The organism is Mycobacterium sp. (assembly GCF_002863225.1).
GTDB lineage: Bacteria > Actinomycetota > Actinomycetes > Mycobacteriales > Mycobacteriaceae > Mycobacterium.
Genome location: NZ_PKEK01000040.1, coordinates 139,991 through 162,918, shown reverse-complemented (window position 1 = coordinate 162,918; position 22,928 = coordinate 139,991). Strand labels below are relative to the sequence as shown.

Genomic DNA, 22,928 nt, shown 5'->3' with positions numbered 1-22,928 from the left:
TCTGAGTCAGCTGGACGCCTGCCAGACCAAGGCGGCGGCTAGCGCGCCCAGCCCGTTGAGCGACCAGTGCAGCGCGATCGGCGCCAGCAGGCTGCCGCTGCGCCGCCGGAGCCAACTGAAGACGAAACCGGCGGCCGCGGTTGCGATCACGGCCAGCACCACCCCGGCCAACATGCCGAGGAAGCCACCGCCCAACACCCGGGTGAAGCCGACATTGCTGTAGGTCAATCCCAGCGACGTGGCGATATGCCAGAGGCCGAACAACAGTGAGCCGGCCACCGCCACCCCGCGAAACCCCCACGCCCGGTTGAGCGTCCCGTGCAGCACACCGCGAAACGCCAGCTCCTCGGGAATGACGGTCTGCAAGGGAATGATGATCATCGAGGCCATCAGCGCGCCGGAGATCGTCGCGTAATGGTGATTCATGAACATCGGCCGGGTGAGCGGCAACCACGCACCCACTGCGATCGCCGCAACCACCAGGACGATGGCACCCAGCGCGTACGCGGCACCCGACTTCCAATGTTCACGGCCCAGCCCGAGCTCGGCCCAGCCGAGTCCGGTGACGCGCAACCAGGCGACCAGCCCGACCGCGGCGACCGGGACGGTCACGACGCTCGCCCAGGGAGTGGTGAAGTGCGCGATCAGATTCGTCAGCGCGAGCACGACAATGACGACCGCGACGTCGACCTGAATACGGAACTGGTGCAGCGCCGAGAGCTGCGCCAGCAGCGGGTGCGGTTCCACCGCGGCGCTCTCGTAGCCAGACATCTCACCAGGCTACCGGCGGCCGCCGGGCAGCTGATCAAAGTTGACACCTGCCAACTACGCTGACCTGATGCCTGACGACCTGCTTGCGTCGCTACGGGTGCTCGACCTGTGCGACGACGACGGCGATGCTGTCACCCGGCTGTTGGCCGACCTCGGCGCGGATGTCTTGAAGGTGGAGCCGCCGGGCGGCAGCCCCGCGCGCACCCGCCGACCGACATTGCGCGGCACCGGGGTGCGCTTCGCCCTGCACAACGCAAACAAGCGCAGTACGGTCCTCGACCCGTCGAGCCCGCAGGACCGCGAGCGGCTGATCGGGCTCGCCGGAAGCGCCGACATCGTCGTCGACAGTGGATCGCCGGGGCAGGCGGCCGGGTACGGGACCTCGTGTGAGGAGCTGGCCGACCGTTTTCCACAGCTGGTCGCACTGTCGATCACGGACTTCGGCCGGACGGGGCCACGCGCAAACTGGCGAGCGACCGACCAGGTCCTGTACGCGCTGTCCGGCGCGTTGTCCCGCTCGGGTCCTACCACCGGCACACCGGTTTCGCCGCCGGACGGCATCGCCTCAGCCACCGCCGCGGTGCAGGCAACCTGGGCCGCACTGGTCGCGTACTACAACAAATTACGTTGCGGCACAGGCGACTACATCGACTTCTCGCGTTTCGAAGCGGTCGTGATGGCGCTCGATCCCGCGTTCGGTGCGCATGGCCAGGCCGCCGCGGGCGTCCGCCGGCCCGACCGGTGGCGCGGACGCCCCAAGAATCAAGATGCCTACCCGATCTATGCGTGCCGCGACGGTCACGTTCGGCTGTGCGTGATGTCCCCCCGGCAGTGGCACGGACTGCGTCGCTGGCTGGGGGAGCCGGCGGAATTCCAGGACCCCGAATACGACGTCATCGCCGCACGATTCAAGGCCTGGCCGCAGATCGGCCTGCTGGTCCAGCGGCTCTTCGCCGAGCAGACAATGAAAGAGCTTGTTGCACAAGGCCAATCGCACGGCGTCGCGATCTCCGCGGTACTGGATCCGGCGCAGATTCTGGCCTCCGAACACTTCGAGACCGTCGGCGCCGTCACCAGTGCCGAACTCGTTCCCGGCGTGCAGGGCACCATCCCGACCGGCTACTACTCGGTCGACGGCCGGCACATCGGGTTTCGTGCACCCGCTCCACGCGCGGGCGCCCATGAGCCGCGCTGGGCCGCGGACCCGGCGACCATCGTTGCGCCCGCAAAGGCCGGGCCACGTCCGTTCGACGGACTGCGGATCATCGACCTCGGCATCATCGTCGCGGGCGGGGAACTCAGCCGGCTGTTCGGCGATCTCGGCGCCGAGGTGATCAAGGTCGAAAGCGCGGCCTACCCGGACGGGCTGCGGCAAGCCCGTGTCGGCGACGCCATGAGCGAGTCGTTCGCCTGGACACATCGCAACAACCTGGCGCTCGGTCTCGACCTGCGCAGCGAGCAGGGTAAGCGGGTTTTCAGCCGGCTGGTCGCCGACGCCGATGCGGTCTTCGCCAACTTCAAACCGGGAACGCTTGTCGCACTTGGCTTTCCTCATGACGTCCTGCAGTCACTGAATCGCCGCGTGGTGTTGGCCGAGAGCAGCGCCTTCGGCGATCGCGGGCCGTGGAGCAACCGGCTGGGGTACGGACCGCTGGTGCGCGCCACCGCGGGTGTCAGCAAGCTGTGGACCGACCCACATTCGCAATCGGACGAATCCGACACTCGGCACAGCTATTACGACGCGACGACGGTCTTCCCCGACCACGTGGTCGGACGCATCACCGCGATCGGAGCGCTGGCCGCGCTGATCCATCGCGACCGCACCGACACCGGGGCTCGCGTCCACGTATCGCAAGCGGAAGCCGTCGTCAACCAACTCGACGCCCGCTACGTCACCGACACGGCGCGCGAGGACGACGCGGCTCAGCTGAGCGACGACACCAGCGTCCACGAGGTCTTCCCGTGTGCGGGTGACGACGAGTGGTGCGTGGTCTCGATTCGAGACGACGTTGACTGGCGTTCGGCCAGTGCGGCATTGGGGCTGCCGGAGCTGGCCGACGACCCGCGGTTCGCGTCGGGTTCCGCACGAACCGCGCATCGCGTCGAATTGGTCGAGCTGGTGTCGGCGCGGACCGTCAGCCGCACGCCAGAACAGGTCGCGGACGCGCTGCAGAGCGTCGGCGTGCCGGCCGGGCAGATGAGTCGCCCGCCGGACATCCTCGAAGATCCGCAGCTGGGTGCACGAAAGTTGTTCAGCGACATGCGTCATCCGTTGTTCGACAATGTCCTGCCGGCCGAGACGGGCCCGGCCCCGTTTCGGCACATTCCGGTGGCACCGCAGCGCCCGGCCCCGCTGCCCGGGCAGGACACCCGGGAAATCTGCCTGAAGATCCTCGGCATGAGTAGTGAGGAAACCGAGCAGTTGATTCATGACGGGGTGCTGTTCGCATCCACCGATTCCGCGGAAGGTTCCACGTGATGGCCGTCAACCCCAGAACGCCTGTTCTCGTCGCGCACGGTCAGATCAACCACCGAGTGGCGGCCCAGGACAACACCCTCGAACCGGTCGACCTGATGGCAGCGGCGGCACGCGAAGCCGCCGACCCTCGAGTGCTCGAGGCGATCGACTCGATCCGGGTGGTCAACCTGTTGTCCGTGTACTACCGGGACCCGGCGCTACTGCTCGGCGAGCGCATCGGTGCCGCGAAATTCACCACCAAGTACAGCGGCATCGGGGGGAACGTCCCGCAGACCCTGGTCAACCGGGCGTGCGCGGACATTCAACAGGGCCGCGCCGACGTGGTGCTGGTGGCCGGTGCGGAGATGTGGCGGACTCGCACGCAACGGCGCGCTGACGGAGAGCGGCTGACCTCCACCGAGCAGGACAACGCGATTCCACTGCCGGAGGGCAGTGACGAGAACGTGCCGATGGCCGGCGATTCCGAGATCCGAATCAAACTCGACCGCCCGGCCTACATCTACCCGATCTTCGAGCAGGCGCTGCGCGTCAGCACGGGAGAGTCGGTCGACGATCACCGGCGCCGTATCGGTGAGCTGTGGGCTCGTTTCAACGAGGTCGCGGTGCAGAATCCGCACGCGTGGATTCGTCAACCGATTACCGCTGAAGAAATTTCGCGGCCCGGCCCGTCGAACCGGATGATCAGCTGGCCGTACACCAAGCTGATGAACTCCAACAACATGGTGGACCAGGGCGCCGCGTTGATCTTGACGTCCGTGGAGGCCGCGACTCGCCTGCAGATCCCCTCCGAGAAATGGGTCTACCCCTACGCCGGCACCGACGCACACGACACCTACTCGATCAGCGAACGAGCCGAACTGCACCGGTCGCCGTCCATCCGGATCGGCGGGGCACGCGCGCTGGAGCTGGCCGGATTGGGCATCGACGACATCGACTACGTCGACCTGTACTCGTGCTTTCCGTCCGCGGTGCAGGTCGCGGCCAACGAACTCGGGCTCCCGGTCGACGACCCGGCCCGGCCGCTCACCGTCACCGGCGGGCTCACCTTTGCGGGCGGGCCGTGGAACAACTACGTCGCCCACTCCATCGCCACCATGGCCGAACTCTTGACGTCCAACCCGGGCCGCCGCGGTCTGATCACCGCCAACGGCGGTTACCTCACCAAGCACAGCTTCGGCGTGTACGGCACCGAGCCGCCGAAGTCGGAATTCCGTTGGGAGGACGTCCAATCGGCCGTCGACCGGGAGCCGACCCGGACGGCGGCGGTGGAGTGGGAAGGCGTCGGCACTGTGGAGGCCTGGACGACCCCGTTCGACCGGGATGGTAAGCCCGAGAAGGCATTCCTGTCGGTCCGCACGCCCGACGAACGCCGGACGCTGGCGTTGATCGACGACCCGTCGGCGGCCGCGCAGACCGTGAATGAGGACATCGGCGGAGCAAAGGTGACCGTCCACGCCGACGGTTCCGCCACGTTGCAATGAGTTAACCGGGTTAGCTGAAGGCTACCGGGAAGTGCCCCGCGAGACTATTGTCTTTCAATCGACTAGACGCGCCGGGGAGGTGCTCGGGCATGCGCATTCTGCTGACCGACGTCACCGGTCTACTGGGGCGCGCGGTGGCCCGGCAACTGATTGCTGCCGGCCATACCGTTACCGGCATCGCAGCGCATCCGCACGAGAACCTGCATCCCGACGTCGATTTCGTCAGCGCGTCGCTCGGCGACCCGATACTGCAGCGGCTGGCCAACGCCGCCGATGTCGTGTTGCACCTCGCGTCGATCGAGCCTGGCGTGCCCGGCAGCGCCGGGATCGACGGGTTGGTCCGGGTATCGCACACGGCGGCACGCGCCGGCGCCCGGCTGATCTACGTATCCGCGGCAGCGGGCTCGCCGGCGCTCTACGAGCACGCCGAGACGCTGGTGGCCAGCGGCTGGGCACCGAGCCTCGTGGTGCGAATCGCCCCGCCGGTCGGCCGCCAACTCGATTGGATGATCTGCCGAACAGTCGCCTCCCTGCAGCACAGCAGCGCTGCTGTCGACCCGATTCGGGTGGTTCATTTCGACGACCTACTTCGGTTTCTGGTGCTCGCGGTGTCCACCAACCGCACCGGAATCGTCGACCTGGCAAGTCCTGACGCCATCGATGTGGCCACCGCCCGCAGCATGTTGCGGGCTGCGGGCCAGTGGCCACGGCGCCCGCGTCCGCCAGTCTGGGATCGACTGACACCCGATCTCGATCTCACCGCGTTGGGCGACGGGTGGCGATTTGAATTCGCCTGGCCGACAAACGATGCCATCGCCGACACCGCTCGCGGCTTGTCCGGCCGCAAGCTGGCGACCAGCGGCGCCACGACACTGGCCGGGCATTCGCCGTTGCCGGTCGAGGTTGCCCTGCCCACCGAACCCGTGGACGGCGCGCCGCTGGCGACAGCATCGTCGGACGAGAAGGAAGGTGAGTTCGACGACCGGGTCGACCCGCGCTTTCCGGTGTTCAGCGCCGTCCCGCTGGGCGAGAAGCTCCCCGGTCCGTTGACCCCGATGACCCTCGACGTGCAGATCAGCGGCCTGCGTGCCGCGGCACGGACGATCGGCTCGGTGCTGGCGTGCGGCGACGTCACCGCAGCCGAATGGAACAGCAGGGCAGTTGCGGTGTTCGGCCACCGGCCCTACCTCGGCGTGTCGGCCGGGGTGTTGGCCGCCGAACAGCTACCCGGCTGGGACGTCGACGAATTGGTACGGACGTCGTCGAGCGACACTTCAGTGGATTCGCTGTTCCCGCTGGGCCGGCCGCCGCAAGGCGGGCTGCTCGGATCCGCCACCGCCAAAGCGGTGGTGCTCAAACGCGCGTTGGCCGTGCTGCGACACCTGAAGAGCGAATCCCAGGCGTACGTCGCGGCTGCCGAGTCCGAACACATCGGTGCGGCACAGTTGAATTCGTTGTCGGATGCTGAACTCCAGGCACGCGTCCGGCTGCTGCGTGACCGGATCCAGCAAGGCTGGGCCTTGACCGGACTGTGGCTCATCGACAGCGGCGTCACCGCTGCGACGGTGGAGCGCCGCGGGGTGTGCATCGCCGTCGCCGGTCTGGGCGCCCTGCTGGACAGCGACGCCGTTGGCGCCGAGACTTCCTCGCTGGCATCGCTGATCCGCAACGACGCGCAGATGTGTGCGTCGGCCATCGACGGGGACCTGCCCGGCATCATCGCCCGATCGGAAACCGTGGGAGCCGCCTTCGCGGCGGCCGTCGACCGGATCGCGCATCGCGGACCCGCCGAGGTCGAGCTGGCCAACTTGATGATCGGTGACGACCCGTCCACCCTGCTTGCCGCGGCCGGCCGGGCGGCGATCGAGCCGACGACGCGAATGCCGCATTCCGGATCGGGTGAAAAATTGTCCGAGCGGCTGGCGGCCAGCGCACGAGCCTCACGCGAACTGGCCTACGACACCACCATCCGCTTCACCCATGAGCTTCGAGTAACGTTGCGCGAGTTGGGATCTCGCTTTGTCGCGGCTGAACTCATCGATGTGGCCGGCGAAATCTTCTACCTGACGAGCGACGAGGTCGTCACGCTACCTGCTGATGCACGGCTGCGCATCAAGCGTCGGCGCGCCGAGCGGGAACGGTTTCAGAGCCTGCGCCTTCCAGACGTCGTCACGGTCAGCTGAGCGCGTCGCTCAACGACACCTCGGGATCGGCGAGCTTGTCCGGATCGACCGGCGACCTCCTACGGATCAGGTTCTTGATGTCGTCGAGCGCATCCCAGATGTTGACCTGCATTCCGGCCAACACGCGGTTCTCGCGATCGAGCCAGAAGGCGATGAATTCGCGGCTGTTTTTGTCGCCCCGAAACACCACCCGCTGGTAGTCGGGCGCGTAGCCGGCGTATTCCATGCCCAGGTCGTATTGGTCGGTGAAGAAGTACGGCAGTTCTTTGTATTCGCCCGGGTCGCCCAGCATTCCGGACGCGGCGATCTCGGGTTGCTTGAGCGCGTTCGCCCAGTGTTCGGTGCGGATTCGTTCCTCGAACAGCGGGTGCTCGGCGGCAGCGATGTCACCGACCGCGAAGATGTCCGGCGAGCTGGTGCGCAGCGCCGCATCGACGAGTACGCCGCCGTCTTCGGTCGCCAGACCGGCTCGCTCCGCCAACTCGATGTTGGGCTGTGCGCCGACGGCTATCAGCACGCGGTCGGCGGTGATCGTCGATCCGTCGCCCAACTTGAGGCCGGTGGCCCTGCCGTCCTCGGTGGTGACCTCCTTGACCTCGGTGTCGAGGCGCAGATCGACGCCGTGGTCACGATGCAGCTGCGCGAACACCTTGCCGATCTCTTCGCCGACTGCGGCGCTCAGTGGGACCTTGGCGGTCTCGACGACGGTGACGTCGACTCCGCGCGCGCGGGCGCTCGCCGCCACCTCCAGCCCGATCCACCCGGCTCCGATGACAGCCAGCGAGGACCCCTCCTTGAGGGTGGTGTCCAGGTTGGATGCGTCGTCGAACTTCCGCAAGTAGTGCACGCCAGTGGATTCGGCGCCCGGAATGGTCAGCCATCGCGAACGCGATCCCGTGGCCAGTAGCAGTTTGTCGTAGTTGAGGGTGGTCTCGTCGGAGAGCGTCACCGTGTGAGCGGTCGCGTCGATCGAGACGGCCTCGGTGCTGGTCCTGAGCTCGATCTTGTTCTCGCGGTACCAGTCTGAATCGTGCACGGTGAAATCGCCGAGCGACTTCTTGCCGGCCAGGAAGTCCTTGGAGAGCGGCGGTCGCTCGTAGGGGAGGTGATCCTCGTCGGCCAGCAGGACGATCTTGCCGCTGAAACCCTTCTCCCGCAACGCTTCAGCCGCCTTGGCTCCGGCGAGCCCGCCGCCCACGATGACAAAGGTTTTCGAGTCAGCCACAATTGCTCCTATCTGTTCGCCACCTGCCGGCGCAGGTCGGCGTCGAGCGCTGCCCGGACCAGAGCCGCCGCCAACCGGGCGTCGGCACCCGGGGGAGCAGGAGCTGGAACAGCGGCGTGGGCGGGTCGCTCAACCGGACGCCCGCCTTATCGGCGAACGTGGTGCGCGCAGCATCCAGCGGTTGGCGAACCACCCGCTTGTGCCCGGCCACGGGCCAGGGCGTACCCGCATTTTCGGGGTGCGCAAACCACGGCGGCTACTTCGGCGGCAACTCCCGGGCGTAGTCGGCCCCGCGGGTCACCCACTGCGTCAGCTGCCGTTTCGTGGTGAGGCCGCCGGCGTCCACGCGCACCCACCCTCGGGTTTCGCGACCGGCCATGACCATGGGGTTCGCGTGTGCTCGGGCTACCAGCTTGTCGGTCTCCGCGGGCGGCACCCGGACCATGAGTCCGCCCTGCCCGCTGACCGCCACGGCCAGGTTGCCGTTGATCAGGAACGCCAGGCCGCCGAACATTCGCTTCTCGTCGACGCCCCGAATCGGCCCGAGCAGCTCGCGGACGCGATCGGCCAGTTCGGTGTCGTAGGCCATGCCTAGTCCAGGTCGACCCGGATCGTGAGCAGGTCACTGCCCATCAGCCGGACCAGCGCGCTGTTGACGCCCGGTAGACCCTTGAGACGCGCGTTGACGTCGTCGTCGGGCAGCAGATGGGCGGTTCCCGTGCGCCACTGGCCGTGCAGACGAAGCCGTACCACCGGATTCGCCTTGATGTTGAGCACGTAGTGGGAATGCTCGCCGTGCTCGGACACCAGCCAGAACTCGTCGCCGATCAACCGGCCGCCGATCGCGGTGCGTCGAGGTTGGCCCGACTTACGCCCGGTGGTCTCCAACATGGTCATCGGTGAACGACGACCGATGGGATTGACCACCAGGCGTTGGGCCGTGTGAACAACACTCCGTTTGAGTTGCTGCAGATCAGGCATGACCGCAGGCTAACTCAGATCAGGCCGCCGCGGTCACCTCGTGCGCCACCGGCTCCAGAGCCTGCGCGACGATCTCGGCGACGTCGGTCATCGGCCTGACGTCGACAGCGTCGAGCACCTCGCCGGGCACATCGTCCAGGTCGGGCTCGTTGCGCTGCGGGATGAACACCGTCGTGAGTCCGGCCCGCTGCGCGGCCAGCAGCTTCTGCTTGACGCCGCCGATCGGCAGCACCCGGCCATTCAGGGTCACCTCACCGGTCATGCCGACGTCGGCGCGGACCTGTCGCCCGGTGGCCATCGACACCAGCGCGGTGACCATCGTGACACCGGCTGACGGGCCGTCTTTCGGAACGGCGCCGGCCGGCACGTGCACGTGGATCCGCCGGTTCAGCGCGGCCGGGTCGACGCCCAACTCCGCAGCGTGCGCCCGCACGTAGGAGAGCGCGATCTGAGCGGACTCCTTCATCACGTCGCCCAGCTGACCGGTCAGTTGCAGACCCGGCTCGCCGTCATTGGCGCCGGCCTCGATGTAGAGGACGTCGCCTCCGAGCCCGGTCACCGCAAGGCCGGTGGCGACCCCGGGCACCGCCGTGCGCTCGGCGGACTCCGGCGTGAACCGCGGCCGGCCCAGGTATTCGACCAGGTCCGGCTCATCGATCGTCAGCGGCTCGTCGGCGATCTTGGTGGTCACCTTGCGCAGCGCCTTGGCCAGCAGCCGTTCGAACTGCCGCATGCCGGGCTCGCGGGTGTAGTCGGCGGCGATCTTGCGCAGCGCTGCGTCGCTGACGCTGACCTCGTCGCCGGTCAGACCGGCGCGATCACGTTGGCGGGGCAACAGGAAGTCCCGCGCGATGGCGACTTTGTCGTCCTCGGTGTATCCGTCGATCTGCACCAGCTCCATCCGGTCCAGCAGCGCCGACGGGATGTTCTCGATCACGTTGGCGGTGGCCAGGAACACCACGTCGGACAGGTCCAGATCCAAGTCGAGGTAGTGGTCGCGGAAGGTGTGGTTCTGCGCCGGGTCCAGCACCTCCAGCAGCGCCGCACTCGGGTCGCCGCGGAAGTCCGAGCCGACCTTGTCGATTTCGTCCAGCAGCACAACGGGATTCATCGATTCGGCCTCGCCGATGGCACGCACGATCCGGCCCGGCAGCGCACCGACGTAGGTGCGACGGTGACCGCGGATCTCGGCCTCGTCGCGCACACCACCCAGAGCGACGCGGACGAACTTGCGGCCCAGGGCGCGGGCGACGCTCTCGCCCAGCGAGGTCTTGCCGACCCCGGGGGGACCGGCCAGCACCATCACGGCACCGGAACCGCGGCCGCCCACGACCTGCAGTCCACGTTGGGCGCGACGGGCACGCACCGCCAGGTACTCGACGATGCGGTCCTTGACGTCGTCCAATCCGTGGTGATCGGCGTCCAGGATTTCGCGTGCCGCCTTCAGGTCCGTCGAGTCCTCGGTGCGGGTGTTCCACGGCAGGTCGAGGACGGTGTCCAGCCAGGTGCGGATCCAGCCACCCTCCGGGCTCTGGTCGCTGGAGCGTTCCAGCTTCGCGACCTCGCGCAGTGCGGCCTCGCGGACCTTGTCCGGCAGCTCGGCCGCCTCGACGCGGGCCCGGTAGTCGTCGGAACCTTCGGGTTCACCTTCGCCGAGTTCCTTGCGGATCGCGGCCAGCTGCTGGCGCAGCAGGAATTCCTTCTGCTGCTTCTCCATACCATCGCGGACGTCGCCGGCAATCTTGTCGTTGACCTCGACCTCGGCGAGGTGTTCGCCGGTCCACTCGATCAGCGCCTGCAACCGCGCGCTGACGTCTTCGGTCTCCAGCAGTTGCCGCTTCTGCACGTCGGTGAGATACGACGCGTAGCCGGCCATGTCGGCCAGCGCCGACGGGTCGGTCAGTTTGTTGACGACGTCGACCAGTTCCCATGCCTCGCGACGCTGCAGCATGGCCAATAGCAGCTTCTTGTATTCGCCTGCGAGGGTGCGGGTTTCATCGGTGGGTTCGGGGTCGGCGATCTCGGTCACCTCGACCCACAGCGCGGCACCAGGTCCGCTGGCGCCGACGCCGATGTGGGCCCGGCGCTCACCGCGCACGACCGCCGCGGTGCCGCCGCCGGGTATCCGGCCGACCTGGACGATCGTGGCGAGCACGCCGTAGGACGGGTAGCGGTCGTCGAGCCGGGGAGCGATGAGCAGCGTGCCGGATTCGGTGGCACGTGCGGCATCGACGGCGGCACGGGCGGCGTCGTCCAACGCGATCGGCACGACCATTCCGGGCAGAACAACCGGGTCGCTGACGAACAACACCGGCACTGATTTGGCTTCAGCCATCATTCCTCCAAAGTTAAGCCTGATGCGCTCAACCTGGACCCCATCTGATTTGTTCCCCGGCTCTCGTCGGCGACCATGCCGCGGTGCATGACACGGTCGCCGAGCACCCCGCTGTGGTCGGCTTTGTGCAGCACGCACCGGTTGTCCCAGATCACCACGTCCCCGGGAGACCAGGTGTGCCGGTACACGTTGTCCGCGCGGGTCGAGTGGGCGAAGAGGAACTCGACGGTCTCGGCGGCGTGCTCCGGTGACATGCCGCTGACGTGCACGCATCGCTCCGGGGTGGAGAGATACAGGTACGTCCGCCCCGATATCGGATGGACTCCGAACACCGGATGAGTAGCCGAGGTCTCAGCGTCGGGCGAGAGCTGCAGGCCGGTCATCACATGCGTGATCTCGCGTCCGTTCAGCTGCTGGCGAACGTCGTCCGGCAGCGTGGCGTAAGCCGCGTATTGATTGGTGAACATGGTGTGGCCGCCCCGGTCCGGCACCGTCACCGCCCGCAAGGCGGTGAATGCCGGCGGCCGACGCACATAGCTGGTGTCGGTGTGGAATGTCGATCGTGGCGCCCGCTTTCCAGGACCCGACCTGCCCAGATTGCTCACGACGTTGAGGTCGGGGTGTTCGGGCACCGGAGTTTCACCGACGGTGAACATGATCGGCCCGAAGCTGCGGAGGAATCGCAGGAACGCCGTGTCGTCCGCGTACTGGCCGGGCAGTACCAGCACGCCGTGCTCGGCCAGGAGACGTCGGACGTCGGTTACGGTGGCTTCGTCGAGCGCGTCGACGCGCAGTCCGGTCACCCGGGCACCGACGGGCTTCATCCTGATGATGTCAAGCATTGCGCCCCTTCGCGTTTCAACTCGGCCAATCCGATGTCGAGCAGTTGAGGCACGTCGAGACCGATGGCCGATGCCATGACCGCGATCACGCTGCCCGGTGAGTACGAGCAGTACAGGCCCGCTTCGAGAAACCACGGCCGGCCGGACGGGTCGACGCGGAAATCGAACAGGCTGTAGTGCCGGCAGCCCAGGGCCCGATGACACTGCCGTGCCGCGGCCCAGACGCGCTCGGTCAACACGTCGTCGTCGCTGACGATCCACGCGCGTTCGGGATCTTTGGCGACGAGGTACAGATCGCCGCTGTCGGTTCGGGCCAGCTTGTCCTCGCCGGTTCGGATGGGTTTGCTCGCTGGGTCCATCGCGTACTCTTCGAGCGGCAGGCAGATCAGCTCGTCGTCGCGAACGATGATGCCGCAGCGAACTTCTCGGCCGAGCTCGACGTATGACTCCACCAGAATGGCGTCGCTGTGAACCAGCGCTGACCGGGCGGCGATGTCGTACTCGCCCGGTGTGCGTGCGAGCGAAACCCCAACCGAGTTGTCGGTGTCGAGGGGCTTGACCACTACCGGGTAGGACAGTGTGGGTCGTTCACCGGCGTTCAGCACCTCGCCCGCGGGCACGTCGACCCCGGCGGCAGCGACCGTGACGCGCGCCCGGGCTTTGTCAACGCCGAGAGCCATCACGTCGGCCGGGTTACCCAGGTAAGGGATGCCCAGTTCGTCGAACAGCGCGCGGTAGGTCGTCATGCCCGGGATACAGAACATCTGCGGAATCACCGCGTCGACTCCGAGCGTGCAGATGTGGCTGACCGCGTCCGAGAGGTTCAGCGCCGGTGCACGTTCGAGCGCACTGACGCTCAGCGCGTCCGGGAACCGCCAAGATCCACCCGGGGAAACCCAGGCGATCTGATTGACGTGTTTTCCGCCGGCCAGCGCATCCAGGCACGCGCCCGCGTAGAGCCGGGACAGCTCGGCGTGGAAGTCGTCCGAGGGGGAGCCGACCAGATGCAGGAGCCTGAGCGAACTGTCGAGAGACACTCAATCGCCGTCCGGTTCGACCAGCTTGCCGATGTTGAAGTCGATCTTCGCCCAGCCTCGTCGGCTCTTCAGATTGTCGATCAGCAGTGCGGGGATCTGCAGATGATGAACCATCAAGTACGGCAACGGATCCCACCAGGTGAAGATGGCGTCCTTGCCGCTCAGAATGCTCTTCACCCGCGCCAGCCGGCCTCGCTGGGTGAGCAGGCGCCACAGTTCGTGGTAGATCCAGTACGTCGGTCGGGCACCGGCCAGCGGTGTGATGGTCGGGTGGCCGTCCTTCAGGTAGGCCGATGCCAGCTGCGGGTGGTTGTGGAACGTCGTGATCGCCGAGTGGGTACGGGGATTGCATTCGATGGCGTAGACCTTGCCGTCAGCCGCCTCGATGAAGTCGAACGAGAATTGTCCGGTGACACCCAACGCGTCCACGAAGTGTTCTACCCAGGACCTGATCTCGGGCTTGTCGACCATGCCGTAGTTGAGCTGAGAAGCCGACGACTCGCAGCAGACGTGCACTTGCAGCTGCCCATTGATGGCGGTGCCATGGGTGCAGTACTCGCGACCTTCGATGAATTCCTGCAGGATCCAGGGGTCACTTTCGGAGATCGGAAGCCATTGCGCCAGTGCGGCATTGCGCTGCGGTGTCTTCTTGGACAACCGGGGAAGATCCAAGCGGCCAACCGGGTTGTAGGCGATCCGCTTCAGGATGTAGCTACGGCCCTGAGGGAATTCGAAATCGACGATCTGCCGGGGGTCGGTGATCCGCACCCAGTCGGGAACCCGAAGCCCGAGTGCGACGGCGACTTTGGAGAACTCGGCCTTGTCGTCCAGCATGCGCACGATGTCTTCGGTGGCGTGCACGACGTCGCAGTACCCGTCGAGGATGTAGCGCGCCCGCGCGTCATGCACGCTCGCGGCCGGGCTCGACACCGGGATCAACGTGTCGACCGCCTCATAGCGGATGATTTCGTACAGCGCGTCTTCGTAGCCGGGTTCACCCGGTTCGGGAATGCAGTAGAACTCGTCCACGGCGTTGGAGAACTTGTGGCCGGTGTGCCGGTACCTGGCGGTCTCCGCCAAGATCACCCGATGGCCCGCGCAGTGGAATGAGCGGGCCAGTTGCAGCGCCTTGGTCATCTTGCCGCCGGTGAGCAACACGGTGCGACGGGACGCCCCGGGCAGCGTGGCTCTCGGCGGCTGCGGCCTGCGGATCAGGGCCATCGCCACCAGCATCGCATCGACCGGCAGCGTGATCAGCAACCCGATCAGCGTGCTGAGCGTTCGGAACGCATTCGCCCGGTGCCGACGTTCCGGCCATGCCGCTGCGTAGCTGTCGCCGCCTGGCGACGAACTACGCAGCGGTACAACCTCGTGCATCGCCGGTGCCTACGCCGCTGAGGTGAACATGTCGACGCCGTCGCCGTTGCGCGGGTAGCTCAGGCAAAGCTTCCGGTGCAGCACAAGGGTTTCGGCGAGCTCTTCGACAGTGACGTCGTTGAGAAACAGGCAGGTTCCGATCGGTGCCGGAACAGCTGCGCGCAGAATCCCGTCGCGGGTCTTTAGAATCGCCGCCGTGGCCGCGGCCAGCAGTTCCGGGGTCAGGTGCTCGCTGTCGAGAGCGAGACCGAGGTTGCTCATCAGTCCGAGTACCCGATCTCGCTCGTCGACCGAGAGCAGCCCGCGCTGTTCGGCCAACGTGGTCGACAGAGCCATGTCGATGTTGATGGCGTGGCCGTGAAAGAAAGGATCCGGAGGGCTCAACTCCAGCGTCGGACTCCAGGTGTGTCCGAAGGCGATCACCCGGTCGAGGTTGAGCTCGTGCAGATTCGGAACCTCGAGTTCGAGCATCGTTGCGATGGCCTGGTGAGTGAGTCTCTCACCGGCAGAACGCAATTGCGGTGTCCCGTCCAGGTAACCGAATCGGGTGTGCAGGAGTTCTTCGCCGTGCTTCTCGAGGAGTTCGAAGATCTCGGTGTTGCCGACCACCGAGATCTTGATCAGCTCGGCCATTCCGTTACGGACCTGGTCCTCCGGCAGCGTCTTGAGGAAGGAGAAGTCGAGCAGCACCTTCTGCGAGGCGTGATAAGCACCCAGTCGGTTCTTGTGCTTGCCGTGGTTGACGGCAACCTTGATCGAGACGCTGGCGTCGATCAGACCGATCAGGGTGGTCGGGATGCGGATGTAAGGGGTGTTGCGCCGATAGCTCGCGCAGGCGAATCCCGCGACGTCGGTGGTCAAGCCGCCACCTACGACAAGTACGGGCTCGGTACGTACCAGTCCGTAGTTGTTGAATTCACTGACAATCCGCTCGAACGTCTCCAGCGATTTGGCCGTCTCCCGGATCTGCACCGGCACAACGGTGAGCGCGATCTCGTGGTGGTCGAAGTACGCGTGGATCTCTTCCCGGTACAGGTCGTAGACGGTTTCGTCCACCACCATCAGGGTGCGGCCGTAGGGACCGTAGGTTTCGGCGAGTTCCGGGTTGTCGCGGCTGAATACGCCGTCGACGTAGATCAAGTCGTACTGGATCTTCTCGTAACCTTCGACGTGAAACGCCCTGGGGCTACTGATAACTCGTGCTTGCAGATCACTCATGTTTTTGATGTCCTTGCTAGTCGAACGAGTGGGAGACGGACGCGGGTGCAGGGCTAGGCGACGAGCTCCACCAAGCGCTCCGCATTGAGCGAGTCGACGGTGTCGTCAGCCCCGCTGAAGTCACCGTCCGAGGTGTTGTCGTTCGGAAATGCGATGCACTTGACGCCGGCAGCGGAGGCCGCGGTGACGCCTCCGACGTTGTCTTCGATCGCCACCACGGAGTCGGTGGTCTCGCCGAGCTGCTCCAAGGCATAGAGGTACGCGGCGGCGTCGGGCTTCGGGTTTGCCACCGAGTCGCGGTCGACGATCAGGTCGAACGTCTCGGCATCGATGTCCGGGCTGAGCGTCTCGAGGAGAGCGGAGATGTTCTCCGGCGACGTGGTCGTGACAAATCCGAGTTTGATGTCGCGGCGCTTGGCTTCGTTGACCGTCTCGATCACCCCAGGCCGCGCCTTGAGCCCGGCAGATGACAGCAGGTCCTGGAAGATCTGCGACTTGGTGGCGTGAACCGCCTCGGCGTCGACATCGTCACCGCGCGACTCGGCGTAATCGGCGATTCGCTGCGCCCCGCCGTTGGAGTCCAGCATCGCGACGTAATCCGGCTGCGACCACTGCCAATCGAGACCATGGGCTTCGAAGGACTCGTTGAACGCGCGGCGCTGGAGTTCGGAGCTGTCGACAAGGGTGCTGATCGAACCGAAAAGGATGGCAGACATGAAATTCCTTCTCACGAAGTGGGCAGTCGGGCCGGATCGGCCATCTGGCCAACCGGTACGGTAACCACTTCCCAGTACACTATTGGTCTAAACGTACATTAGTGACGGGATCTTCCATTACAGAAACAGTTCATCATCGGCTAACTTCTTTTGGGCGGCTCGACTCAAGCAAGGCCAGCGCAAAGGTGGAGTGCAGAGATGACACCCGGCTCGGGCGATAAAGCGTCCGGCACCGGCGAGGACGCGCGGGTGGCTCGTACCCGCGCAGACGTCGCGCGCGCTGCTCTCGGCGTGCTGACCGACGAGGGCTCCGACGCCGTCACGCACGCACGGGTCGCCGAACTGGCCGGTTACTCGAAGACGACCCTGTACACACACTGGCCGTCCCGGGTGGATCTGGTCGCGCTTGCACTTGATGCCCTCGGCGATCTACCGCACTTCGAACGGACCGGCGACCTTCGTAGCGACATCATCGGCGAGCTCTGGGCCTTCCGCGGGGGCATCACCGACATGCGGCTCGACCGCATCCTGACCGGCATGGCCCAGTGGGCGTCATTCGACGAGATGCGCGAGATCCGCGACAAGATCAACAACTCCGGCCAGGGACAGATGCGCGCCATGCTCGGAGAATTCCTTGACGGGGCCGAACTCGAGGCGGCCCTGTCCATGCTCACAGGCGTGGTGGCCTGCCCATCCATCATGTTCGGCACCGTGCCGGACGACGACGTGATAAACGCCGCGGTCGACATCGTGCTGCGCAGTACGGCGCAGCGGCAATAGCTACCCGGTCGCCGCGGCCCGCCGCCGCTCCCGGAACGCCCGGACCTTGGCTCTATTGCCACACGTACCCATCCCGCACCAGTGGCGGTTCTTCGCCCTCGACGAGTCGACGTAAAGACGAGTGCAGTTTTCGTGCGCGCAGCGCTTGACGTTCTCGATGTCCGCACCGCCCAACAAATCGAGAAGGTCTGCGGCCACGCCGGCCAACAGTTGGGCAGGGGTGCCCGCGCGCCGGGTGCCTCCGGTCCGCAGTAACCGCGGCGTGAGCTGAGGTTCGGCGGCCCATTCGTTGAGCAGGTCGACATCTGCGGGCCGGGGCCGTCGACCGTCGAGCCGGGCAACCACCGTTCGGTAGATCGCCTCGCGCAGGTCGATCGCGGCCGCCAGGTCGTCGGCCGTGACGTCGATAGCCGAATCCAGCAACCCCGCCTCAACCGCCCAGTCCGACAAGGACTCCGGCTCGCTCAGCAGTTCCTCGCGGGCACTGTCCCGCCGCTTCATGGTCCCAGCGAAGTTCAGGCATCGCCGGCCCCCCAGGTACACGAATGTCACGAGTAACCACTTTGACAGGTTTCACCGGAGGCGGCAATAAGTAACCGGTCGAAATGGTTACACGCACAGACGAGAAACCAGCAGGCCCACTCGGGTGTCAGCAGGTATCGAAGGCAGAAGGAGCCGATGACATGGACCTCGACCGCATCACCCACCCGCTGAGGTTGGCCAGAGGATCGCACCAACCGGGCTCGGGCAAAGGGTGCGCAATGAACGTCATCTCTTACATCAACGGCGACCAACACGTCACCGATTTCCCGGCCGGCTCGGCGCGGCCGCTGAGCCTGCTGGTCCAATCGGCCAACGATCTGCTCGCCGCCCCGGATGGCTACCTGTCACCAGAGCACAGCGTGCTCGCCCTCGACCTGGCCTGGCTGACGGTCGGCACCGCCGACGTCCCGGAGTCGGTGGTGCACAGCTGGTTGGCGGAGTTGCTGACCGACGACAACTGGGGACTGCTGCGGTTCGCCAAGCTCACGGCGCACACAGCGATCCGCGACATCGCCGCGCTGCACCGTTCCGCGGCGGCGGGGGAGACGCCGTCGGTGGAACAGTGGGACGCCGCCGCCCGGGCCGCCCTCGCGCTGGCCACAACGCTGAACGGCGCTGGAAATCGGGCTGTCCGCGCTGCTTTCGAGTCCACCAGGTTCGTCGACGGTGAGCTTGTCACGTCATTGGACCGGGTGATCGCGCACGCGGAGAACGCCCACGCGATGGCGTCCGGCACGGAAACCAGAGCCGGCACGATCACCGCGTTCGCCGGTCAGGCCATCCATGCGTGGCGCCGTCTGGCCGATGCGCAGCGTGCCGACACCGCGGCCGCCTCGTCACGGCGAGATGCCGAAATCCCGGCTCAGGTCTGAGTCATCAAATCCGCAAAAGCCGTGGTCGTGGCGCGTAGATTCAGAGTTCATGTTTCGCGGACGGGTGACTCTCATGCAGGCGAATGCCCGCGTGAAATCGGTGTTCGGCGGGTCGGTGGCCGCCTCGCTTCTGCTGGTCGCCGCTATCGCCCTGCTGCCCGGTTCGACGAAGCTCATTGCCGCTGCGGTCATTCTCGTCGGGTTCATCACCATTTACCCGCGCGCCTTGTCCTGCGCCCTGACGCCGCAGCGAGCCCCCGTTGATCTGTACGTCGACCACAACGGCATCTACGCCGGCGACACAATGCTCGCGCAGCGCGGGGACATCGAGCATGCCTACATCAGGCCAGCACTGGCCAGCCGTCACGCGAACCACGGCGGGGCCGGATCGGCCGGCTACGACGCAGATCTACCCTCGTACCCCTTGACCATCGAACTTCTGGTGCGCGGCCGCGGTCAGGTCAACATCGACCCCGGCGGTCCGGGGCCAGCTGCGGAAATCCTTACCGCGCTTGGTTTTCCAGTGACGACGTGTGCACCCAACCACCGCGCGCAGACGAACAGTCAGCGAGCCACCTCCGCCATCCTGGTCGCAGGGTTCGTCGTCGTCTACGTCAGCTACTACCTCTTCATGTCGACCCGGCACTAGGAACAAGCCGGCGTAGCTGCGTGACGTGCTTCGGCGAGAGTTCCTCCAGGCATGTGACGCCGAGCAACTTCATCGTGCGGACCAGTTCCGCCGACAGGATGTCGACGGCGCGGCGTACCCCGGCCTGGCCGCCGGCCATCAACCCGTAGAGGTAGGCGCGACCGATCAGAGCGCTACGGGCGCCCAGCGCGACCGCGGCGACGACGTCCGCGCCGGACATGATGCCGGTGTCAACCAGGATCTCGGTGTGGGCACCGAGCTCACGCGCCACGGTGGGCAGCAGGTGGAACGGCACCGGAGCTCGATCCAGTTGGCGGCCACCATGATTGGACAGCACGATGCCGTCGACCCCCAGATCCACCACGGCCCGGGCATCGTCGAGCGTCTGAATGCCCTTGACGACGAGCTTGCCCGGCCACTGCGCTTTGATCCACGCCAGATCGTCGAAGGTCAGGCTCGGGTCGAACATCGAATCCAGATACTCACCGACGGTGCCCGACCAGCGATCCAACGACGCGAACGACAGCGGCTCGGTGGTCAACAGGTCGAACCACCAGCGTGGCCGCAGCGCGGCGTCGAATGCGGTGCGCAACGTCAACGCCGGCGGAATCGACATCCCGTTGCGGACATCGCGCAGTCGTGCTCCCGCGACCGGCACATCGACGGTGGCCAGCAGGGTGTCGAAACCGGCGTCAGCGGCCCGTCGAACCAACGCCATCGACCGCTCTCGGTCACGCCACATGTACAGCTGAAACCATCGTCGGCACTGCGGCGCCGCGGTCGCCACGTCTTCGATGGACGCGGTTCCCAGAGTCGACAGCGAAAACGGGATACCCGCCGCGGCGGCCACCCGGACCCCGGCGAGTTCACCTTCGGTATGCATCAGCCGGGTGAAGCCCGTCGGCGCGATGGCCAGCGGGAGCGCAACCGGTCCGCCGAGCACCTGCCAATCCGTCCGGGTGCTGCTGACGTCGCGCAAGATCGTCGGATGAAACTCGATGTCGCGAAACGCCTGCCGCGCGCGCCGAATCGAGATTTCGTCCTCGGCCGCGCCGTCGGCGTAGTCGAACGCCGCCCGCGGGGTTCGGCGCCTGGCCAGCAGCCGCAGATCGTCGATCGTCAGCGCATCGTCGAGCCGGCGCTGCCCGCGGTCGAGTCGGGGCTTGCGAAAACCGATCAGCGGCGCGAGATCCCGCGCCTTCGGCATCCGCCGTTTGACCACTGTGCCACCGTAGGACATATGGAATCCGCAAGCGAACCCTTCGATCTGCAACGGTTCGTCGACGCGCAGGCGGGCGCCTATCCGCGCGTCCTCGACGAGCTTCGGGCCGGCCGCAAGCGCAGCCACTGGATCTGGTTCATCTTCCCGCAGATCGCCGGGCTGGGCAGCAGCCCAACCGCCGCCCGGTATGCGATCGTGTCGCTCGACGAGGCCCGCGCCTATCTCAACCACGACGTCCTGGGCCGCGGCTGCACGAATGCACCCGACTGGTCAACGCCGTGCCGGACCGCTCGATCGGCGAGATCTTCGGCTCACCCGACGACATGAAGGTCCGCTCGTCGATGACGCTGTTCGCTCATGCGAGCAGCGACAACGGCGATTTCGTCGAGTTGTTGACCCGCTACTACGACGGCGAGCAGGACCCCCTGACGCTGCAGCGCCTCGGCTAGACCTGCCGCAGGATCCGCCAGCCGTGCGGCTCGACGGTCACCGAGTCGACGATCTCCGGCGGCGGCGCTCCGCTGCCCGCGATGATCTCCGCGCGTCCGGTGTCCAGCCGCACGCGCAGGGGCGTGTCGCCGATGTTCAGCGCCACCGTCAATGCGTCGTCGCCATGCCGGGTCTCGTAGACGTACTGCGTGTTCTCCAGTCGCAGCGCCGTCGTCGATGCGGCGTACAGCCACGGGTGGCGGCGGCGCAGACCGACGAGGTATTGATGCAGCGACCATATCTCGACGCCGTGCTCATCGAGGTCGATTGGGGGAGAAGCGAATTCAGGCCGCACCGCATCGTCGCCACCGTACCGTTCCTCTTTGACGCCCCGGAAACCCAGCTCGTCGCCGGCGTAGATGCTGGGCACTCCGCCGACCGTCATCAGCACGACCAGCGCGTGAGCCAGGTGTTCCGCGTGGTCAAGCTGACTGGCGATGCGGGTGACATCGTGGTTGCCGATGAAGGTCAGCGGCGCGAAGGATTTCCGGAATTCGTCGTGGCGCTGCAGTGCATGGTCGAGCTCGAAGAAGTTGGCGTCGTTCAGTCCGCTCCAGATCGCCTTCCACAGCTCGTACTGGGTAGCGGAGTCGAACCCGGTCTCGCGGACCGTCGCGGCGTAGTCGCCGTGGATCAGCTCGCCGACAAACCACGAATCCGGATACTCCTGACGGACCCTCGGCAGGACTGATCCCCAAAAATGTTGCGGCACAGCATAAGCGGCGTCCAGTCGCCAGCCGTCGGCACCACGGCCCAGCCAGTGCGTCATCACGTCGGCCACGTAGTCGGCGACCTCGGGATTATCGTGGTTCAACGTCAGCAAACCGTCGTGGCCCTCGAAGGTGTGAAACCGGCCCGGCCGACCGCGGAACCAACGCGCGGCGGCGTCGTCCTCCTGGGCGTCTCGATGGCGCGAAAAATCGGCGCCGACGTGGTTGAACACCCCGTCGAGAAGCACCCGCAGGCCACGCCGGCGCGCCTCGGCGATCAGGTGGTCGAAGTCATCATCATCACCGAGTCGCGGGTCGATGCGGTAGTGATCGGTGGTGTCGTACCCGTGGGTGCGCGAGTCGAAGATCGGCCCGAGCGCGATTCCGGAGGCGCCGAGCGCGATCGCGTGGTCGAACCAGTCGACGACGCGGCGCAACCGGTGTTCATCGGCGGCGGGCGGAGCATCCGAGGGGAACGCGCCCACGAACCCCAGCGGATAGACCTGCCACCAGATCACATGCTCTACCCAGCTCATCGTCGAAACCTGGCCTCGTACAGGGCTTTCATCTCTTCCTCGAGTTCGGGCGCGGGGCCATCGAACACGGCTCGCGGAACCACCGTTGCGATCGGCAGCATCGCCACCGGAGGTGTCATTGTGCGCCATTCGGTCAGCCAGCCGGTCAGTTGCGCGTTTGAGGTCGCATAGACGATTCGTCCCAGCCCGGCCCACGCATGGGTGGCCGCACACATCGGACAATGCTCACACGACGTGTACAAGGTGGTGCGAATCCGTTGCACCGGAGCCAGATTCGCCACCGCCCAGCGGATGACACCGGTTTCGGCATGCAGCGTCTGATCGTGCTCGGTCACGCGATTGTGATCCTCACGCAGCACCCGGCCACCGCCGCCCACCAGCACCGCACCGAAAGGACCGTGTCCGGCTTCCAGGGCGGTGCGGGCAAGTTCGACGCAGCGCCGCAAGTGCGCCAGATCGACATCGGTGACGACCACAAGCCC

Annotated in this window: 20 protein-coding genes and 1 pseudogene; 7 read left to right on the top strand and 14 right to left on the bottom strand. The window is 66.3% G+C overall.

Features of this window, described 5'->3' with window-relative positions; translation table 11 throughout:
• Positions 1-6: 6 nt before the first annotated feature.
• Positions 7-771 carry a CPBP family intramembrane glutamic endopeptidase gene (locus CYU59_RS11710; protein WP_292989397.1) on the bottom strand — a complete coding sequence of 255 codons (765 nt, stop codon included), beginning with the start codon at positions 769-771 and terminating at the stop codon, positions 7-9.
• A 67-nt stretch (positions 772-838) separates the two neighbouring features.
• Between CYU59_RS11710 and CYU59_RS11705 the strand changes: the two genes are divergently transcribed.
• The 3 genes from CYU59_RS11705 (at position 839) to CYU59_RS11695 (ending at position 6,914) form a co-directional block, all read left to right on the top strand.
• A complete protein-coding gene (locus CYU59_RS11705; protein WP_292989394.1) occupies positions 839-3,250 on the top strand; it encodes a CoA transferase in 2,412 nt (803 codons plus the stop codon).
• The gene (locus CYU59_RS11700; RefSeq protein WP_292989392.1) at positions 3,250-4,731 is read left to right on the top strand and encodes an acetyl-CoA acetyltransferase; all 1,482 of its coding nucleotides are present in this window, start codon (positions 3,250-3,252) and stop codon (positions 4,729-4,731) included. Before CYU59_RS11705 ends, CYU59_RS11700 begins: the two co-directional genes overlap by 1 nt.
• 89 nt (positions 4,732-4,820) lie before the next feature.
• Positions 4,821-6,914, top strand: coding sequence for an NAD-dependent epimerase/dehydratase family protein (locus CYU59_RS11695; RefSeq protein WP_292989390.1), 2,094 nt, complete (start codon positions 4,821-4,823; stop codon positions 6,912-6,914).
• On the opposite strand, the gene CYU59_RS11690 is transcribed toward CYU59_RS11695, so the two are convergent.
• The 9 genes from CYU59_RS11690 to CYU59_RS11650 all read right to left on the bottom strand — a co-directional run bounded on the left by CYU59_RS11690 (position 6,907) and on the right by CYU59_RS11650 (position 16,645).
• Entirely contained in the window at positions 6,907-8,139 is a 1,233-nt protein-coding gene (locus CYU59_RS11690) for an FAD-dependent oxidoreductase (protein WP_292989388.1), read from the bottom strand. The genes CYU59_RS11695 and CYU59_RS11690 overlap by 8 nt on opposite strands.
• Positions 8,140-8,395: 256 nt before the next feature.
• Positions 8,396-8,728 (bottom strand): TfoX/Sxy family protein, encoded by a 333-nt coding sequence (locus CYU59_RS11685; RefSeq protein WP_292989385.1) that lies wholly within the window; start codon positions 8,726-8,728, stop codon positions 8,396-8,398.
• A gap of 2 nt (positions 8,729-8,730) precedes the next feature.
• A complete protein-coding gene (locus CYU59_RS11680; protein WP_292989382.1) occupies positions 8,731-9,120 on the bottom strand; it encodes a nitroreductase/quinone reductase family protein in 390 nt (129 codons plus the stop codon).
• A gap of 19 nt (positions 9,121-9,139) precedes the next feature.
• Entirely contained in the window at positions 9,140-11,455 is a 2,316-nt protein-coding gene (gene lon, locus CYU59_RS11675) for an endopeptidase La (protein WP_292989379.1), read from the bottom strand.
• Entirely contained in the window at positions 11,455-12,279 is an 825-nt protein-coding gene (locus CYU59_RS11670) for a TauD/TfdA family dioxygenase (protein ID WP_292989376.1), read from the bottom strand. The genes lon and CYU59_RS11670 overlap by 1 nt, the downstream gene beginning before the upstream one ends.
• The gene (locus CYU59_RS11665) at positions 12,276-13,334 is read right to left on the bottom strand and encodes a D-alanine--D-alanine ligase (protein ID WP_292989374.1); all 1,059 of its coding nucleotides are present in this window, start codon (positions 13,332-13,334) and stop codon (positions 12,276-12,278) included. Before CYU59_RS11665 ends, CYU59_RS11670 begins: the two co-directional genes overlap by 4 nt.
• A complete protein-coding gene (locus CYU59_RS11660) occupies positions 13,335-14,711 on the bottom strand; it encodes an ATP-grasp enzyme (RefSeq protein WP_292989372.1) in 1,377 nt (458 codons plus the stop codon).
• Between the two features lie 9 nt (positions 14,712-14,720).
• The gene (locus CYU59_RS11655; RefSeq protein ID WP_292989370.1) at positions 14,721-15,929 is read right to left on the bottom strand and encodes a sedoheptulose 7-phosphate cyclase; all 1,209 of its coding nucleotides are present in this window, start codon (positions 15,927-15,929) and stop codon (positions 14,721-14,723) included.
• Between the two features lie 53 nt (positions 15,930-15,982).
• Positions 15,983-16,645 (bottom strand): HAD-IA family hydrolase, encoded by a 663-nt coding sequence (locus CYU59_RS11650; protein WP_292989369.1) that lies wholly within the window; start codon positions 16,643-16,645, stop codon positions 15,983-15,985.
• A 198-nt stretch (positions 16,646-16,843) separates the two neighbouring features.
• Here CYU59_RS11650 and CYU59_RS11645 point away from each other — a divergent pair, with 198 nt between their 5' ends.
• Positions 16,844-17,425, top strand: coding sequence for a TetR/AcrR family transcriptional regulator (locus tag CYU59_RS11645; protein WP_292989367.1), 582 nt, complete (start codon positions 16,844-16,846; stop codon positions 17,423-17,425).
• Here the strand turns inward: CYU59_RS11645 and CYU59_RS11640 are convergent, their stop codons facing one another.
• Positions 17,426-17,968, bottom strand: coding sequence for an ABATE domain-containing protein (locus CYU59_RS11640; protein ID WP_292989753.1), 543 nt, complete (start codon positions 17,966-17,968; stop codon positions 17,426-17,428).
• Between the two features lie 140 nt (positions 17,969-18,108).
• On the opposite strand from CYU59_RS11640, the gene CYU59_RS11635 reads away from it, so the two are divergent.
• Together CYU59_RS11635 and CYU59_RS11630 are read left to right on the top strand one after the other, a co-directional pair.
• Complete coding sequence (locus CYU59_RS11635) at positions 18,109-18,840, top strand: hypothetical protein (RefSeq protein ID WP_292989365.1); 732 nt, start codon at positions 18,109-18,111, stop codon at positions 18,838-18,840.
• A gap of 49 nt (positions 18,841-18,889) precedes the next feature.
• Positions 18,890-19,489: a hypothetical protein gene (locus CYU59_RS11630; protein WP_292989363.1), complete on the top strand. Its 600-nt coding sequence runs from the start codon at positions 18,890-18,892 to the stop codon at positions 19,487-19,489.
• Here CYU59_RS11630 and CYU59_RS11625 read toward each other — a convergent pair.
• Positions 19,470-20,729, bottom strand: a complete 1,260-nt coding sequence (locus CYU59_RS11625) for an alpha-hydroxy acid oxidase (RefSeq protein WP_292989361.1) — start codon at positions 20,727-20,729, stop codon at positions 19,470-19,472. The two genes, CYU59_RS11630 and CYU59_RS11625, sit on opposite strands and share 20 nt — an antisense overlap.
• On the opposite strand from CYU59_RS11625, the pseudogene CYU59_RS11620 reads away from it, so the two are divergent.
• Positions 20,730-21,160, top strand: a pseudogene (locus CYU59_RS11620) (DUF1810 domain-containing protein). It begins immediately after the preceding gene.
• On the opposite strand, the gene CYU59_RS11615 reads toward CYU59_RS11620, so the two are convergent.
• Together CYU59_RS11615 and CYU59_RS11610 are read right to left on the bottom strand one after the other, a co-directional pair.
• The gene (locus CYU59_RS11615) at positions 21,157-22,446 is read right to left on the bottom strand and encodes an alpha-amylase family protein (RefSeq protein ID WP_292989359.1); all 1,290 of its coding nucleotides are present in this window, start codon (positions 22,444-22,446) and stop codon (positions 21,157-21,159) included. The pseudogene CYU59_RS11620 and the gene CYU59_RS11615 overlap by 4 nt on opposite strands.
• Positions 22,443-22,922, bottom strand: a complete 480-nt coding sequence (locus tag CYU59_RS11610) for a nucleoside deaminase (protein ID WP_292989357.1) — start codon at positions 22,920-22,922, stop codon at positions 22,443-22,445. The genes CYU59_RS11615 and CYU59_RS11610 overlap by 4 nt, the downstream gene beginning before the upstream one ends.
• Positions 22,923-22,928 lie beyond the last annotated feature (6 nt).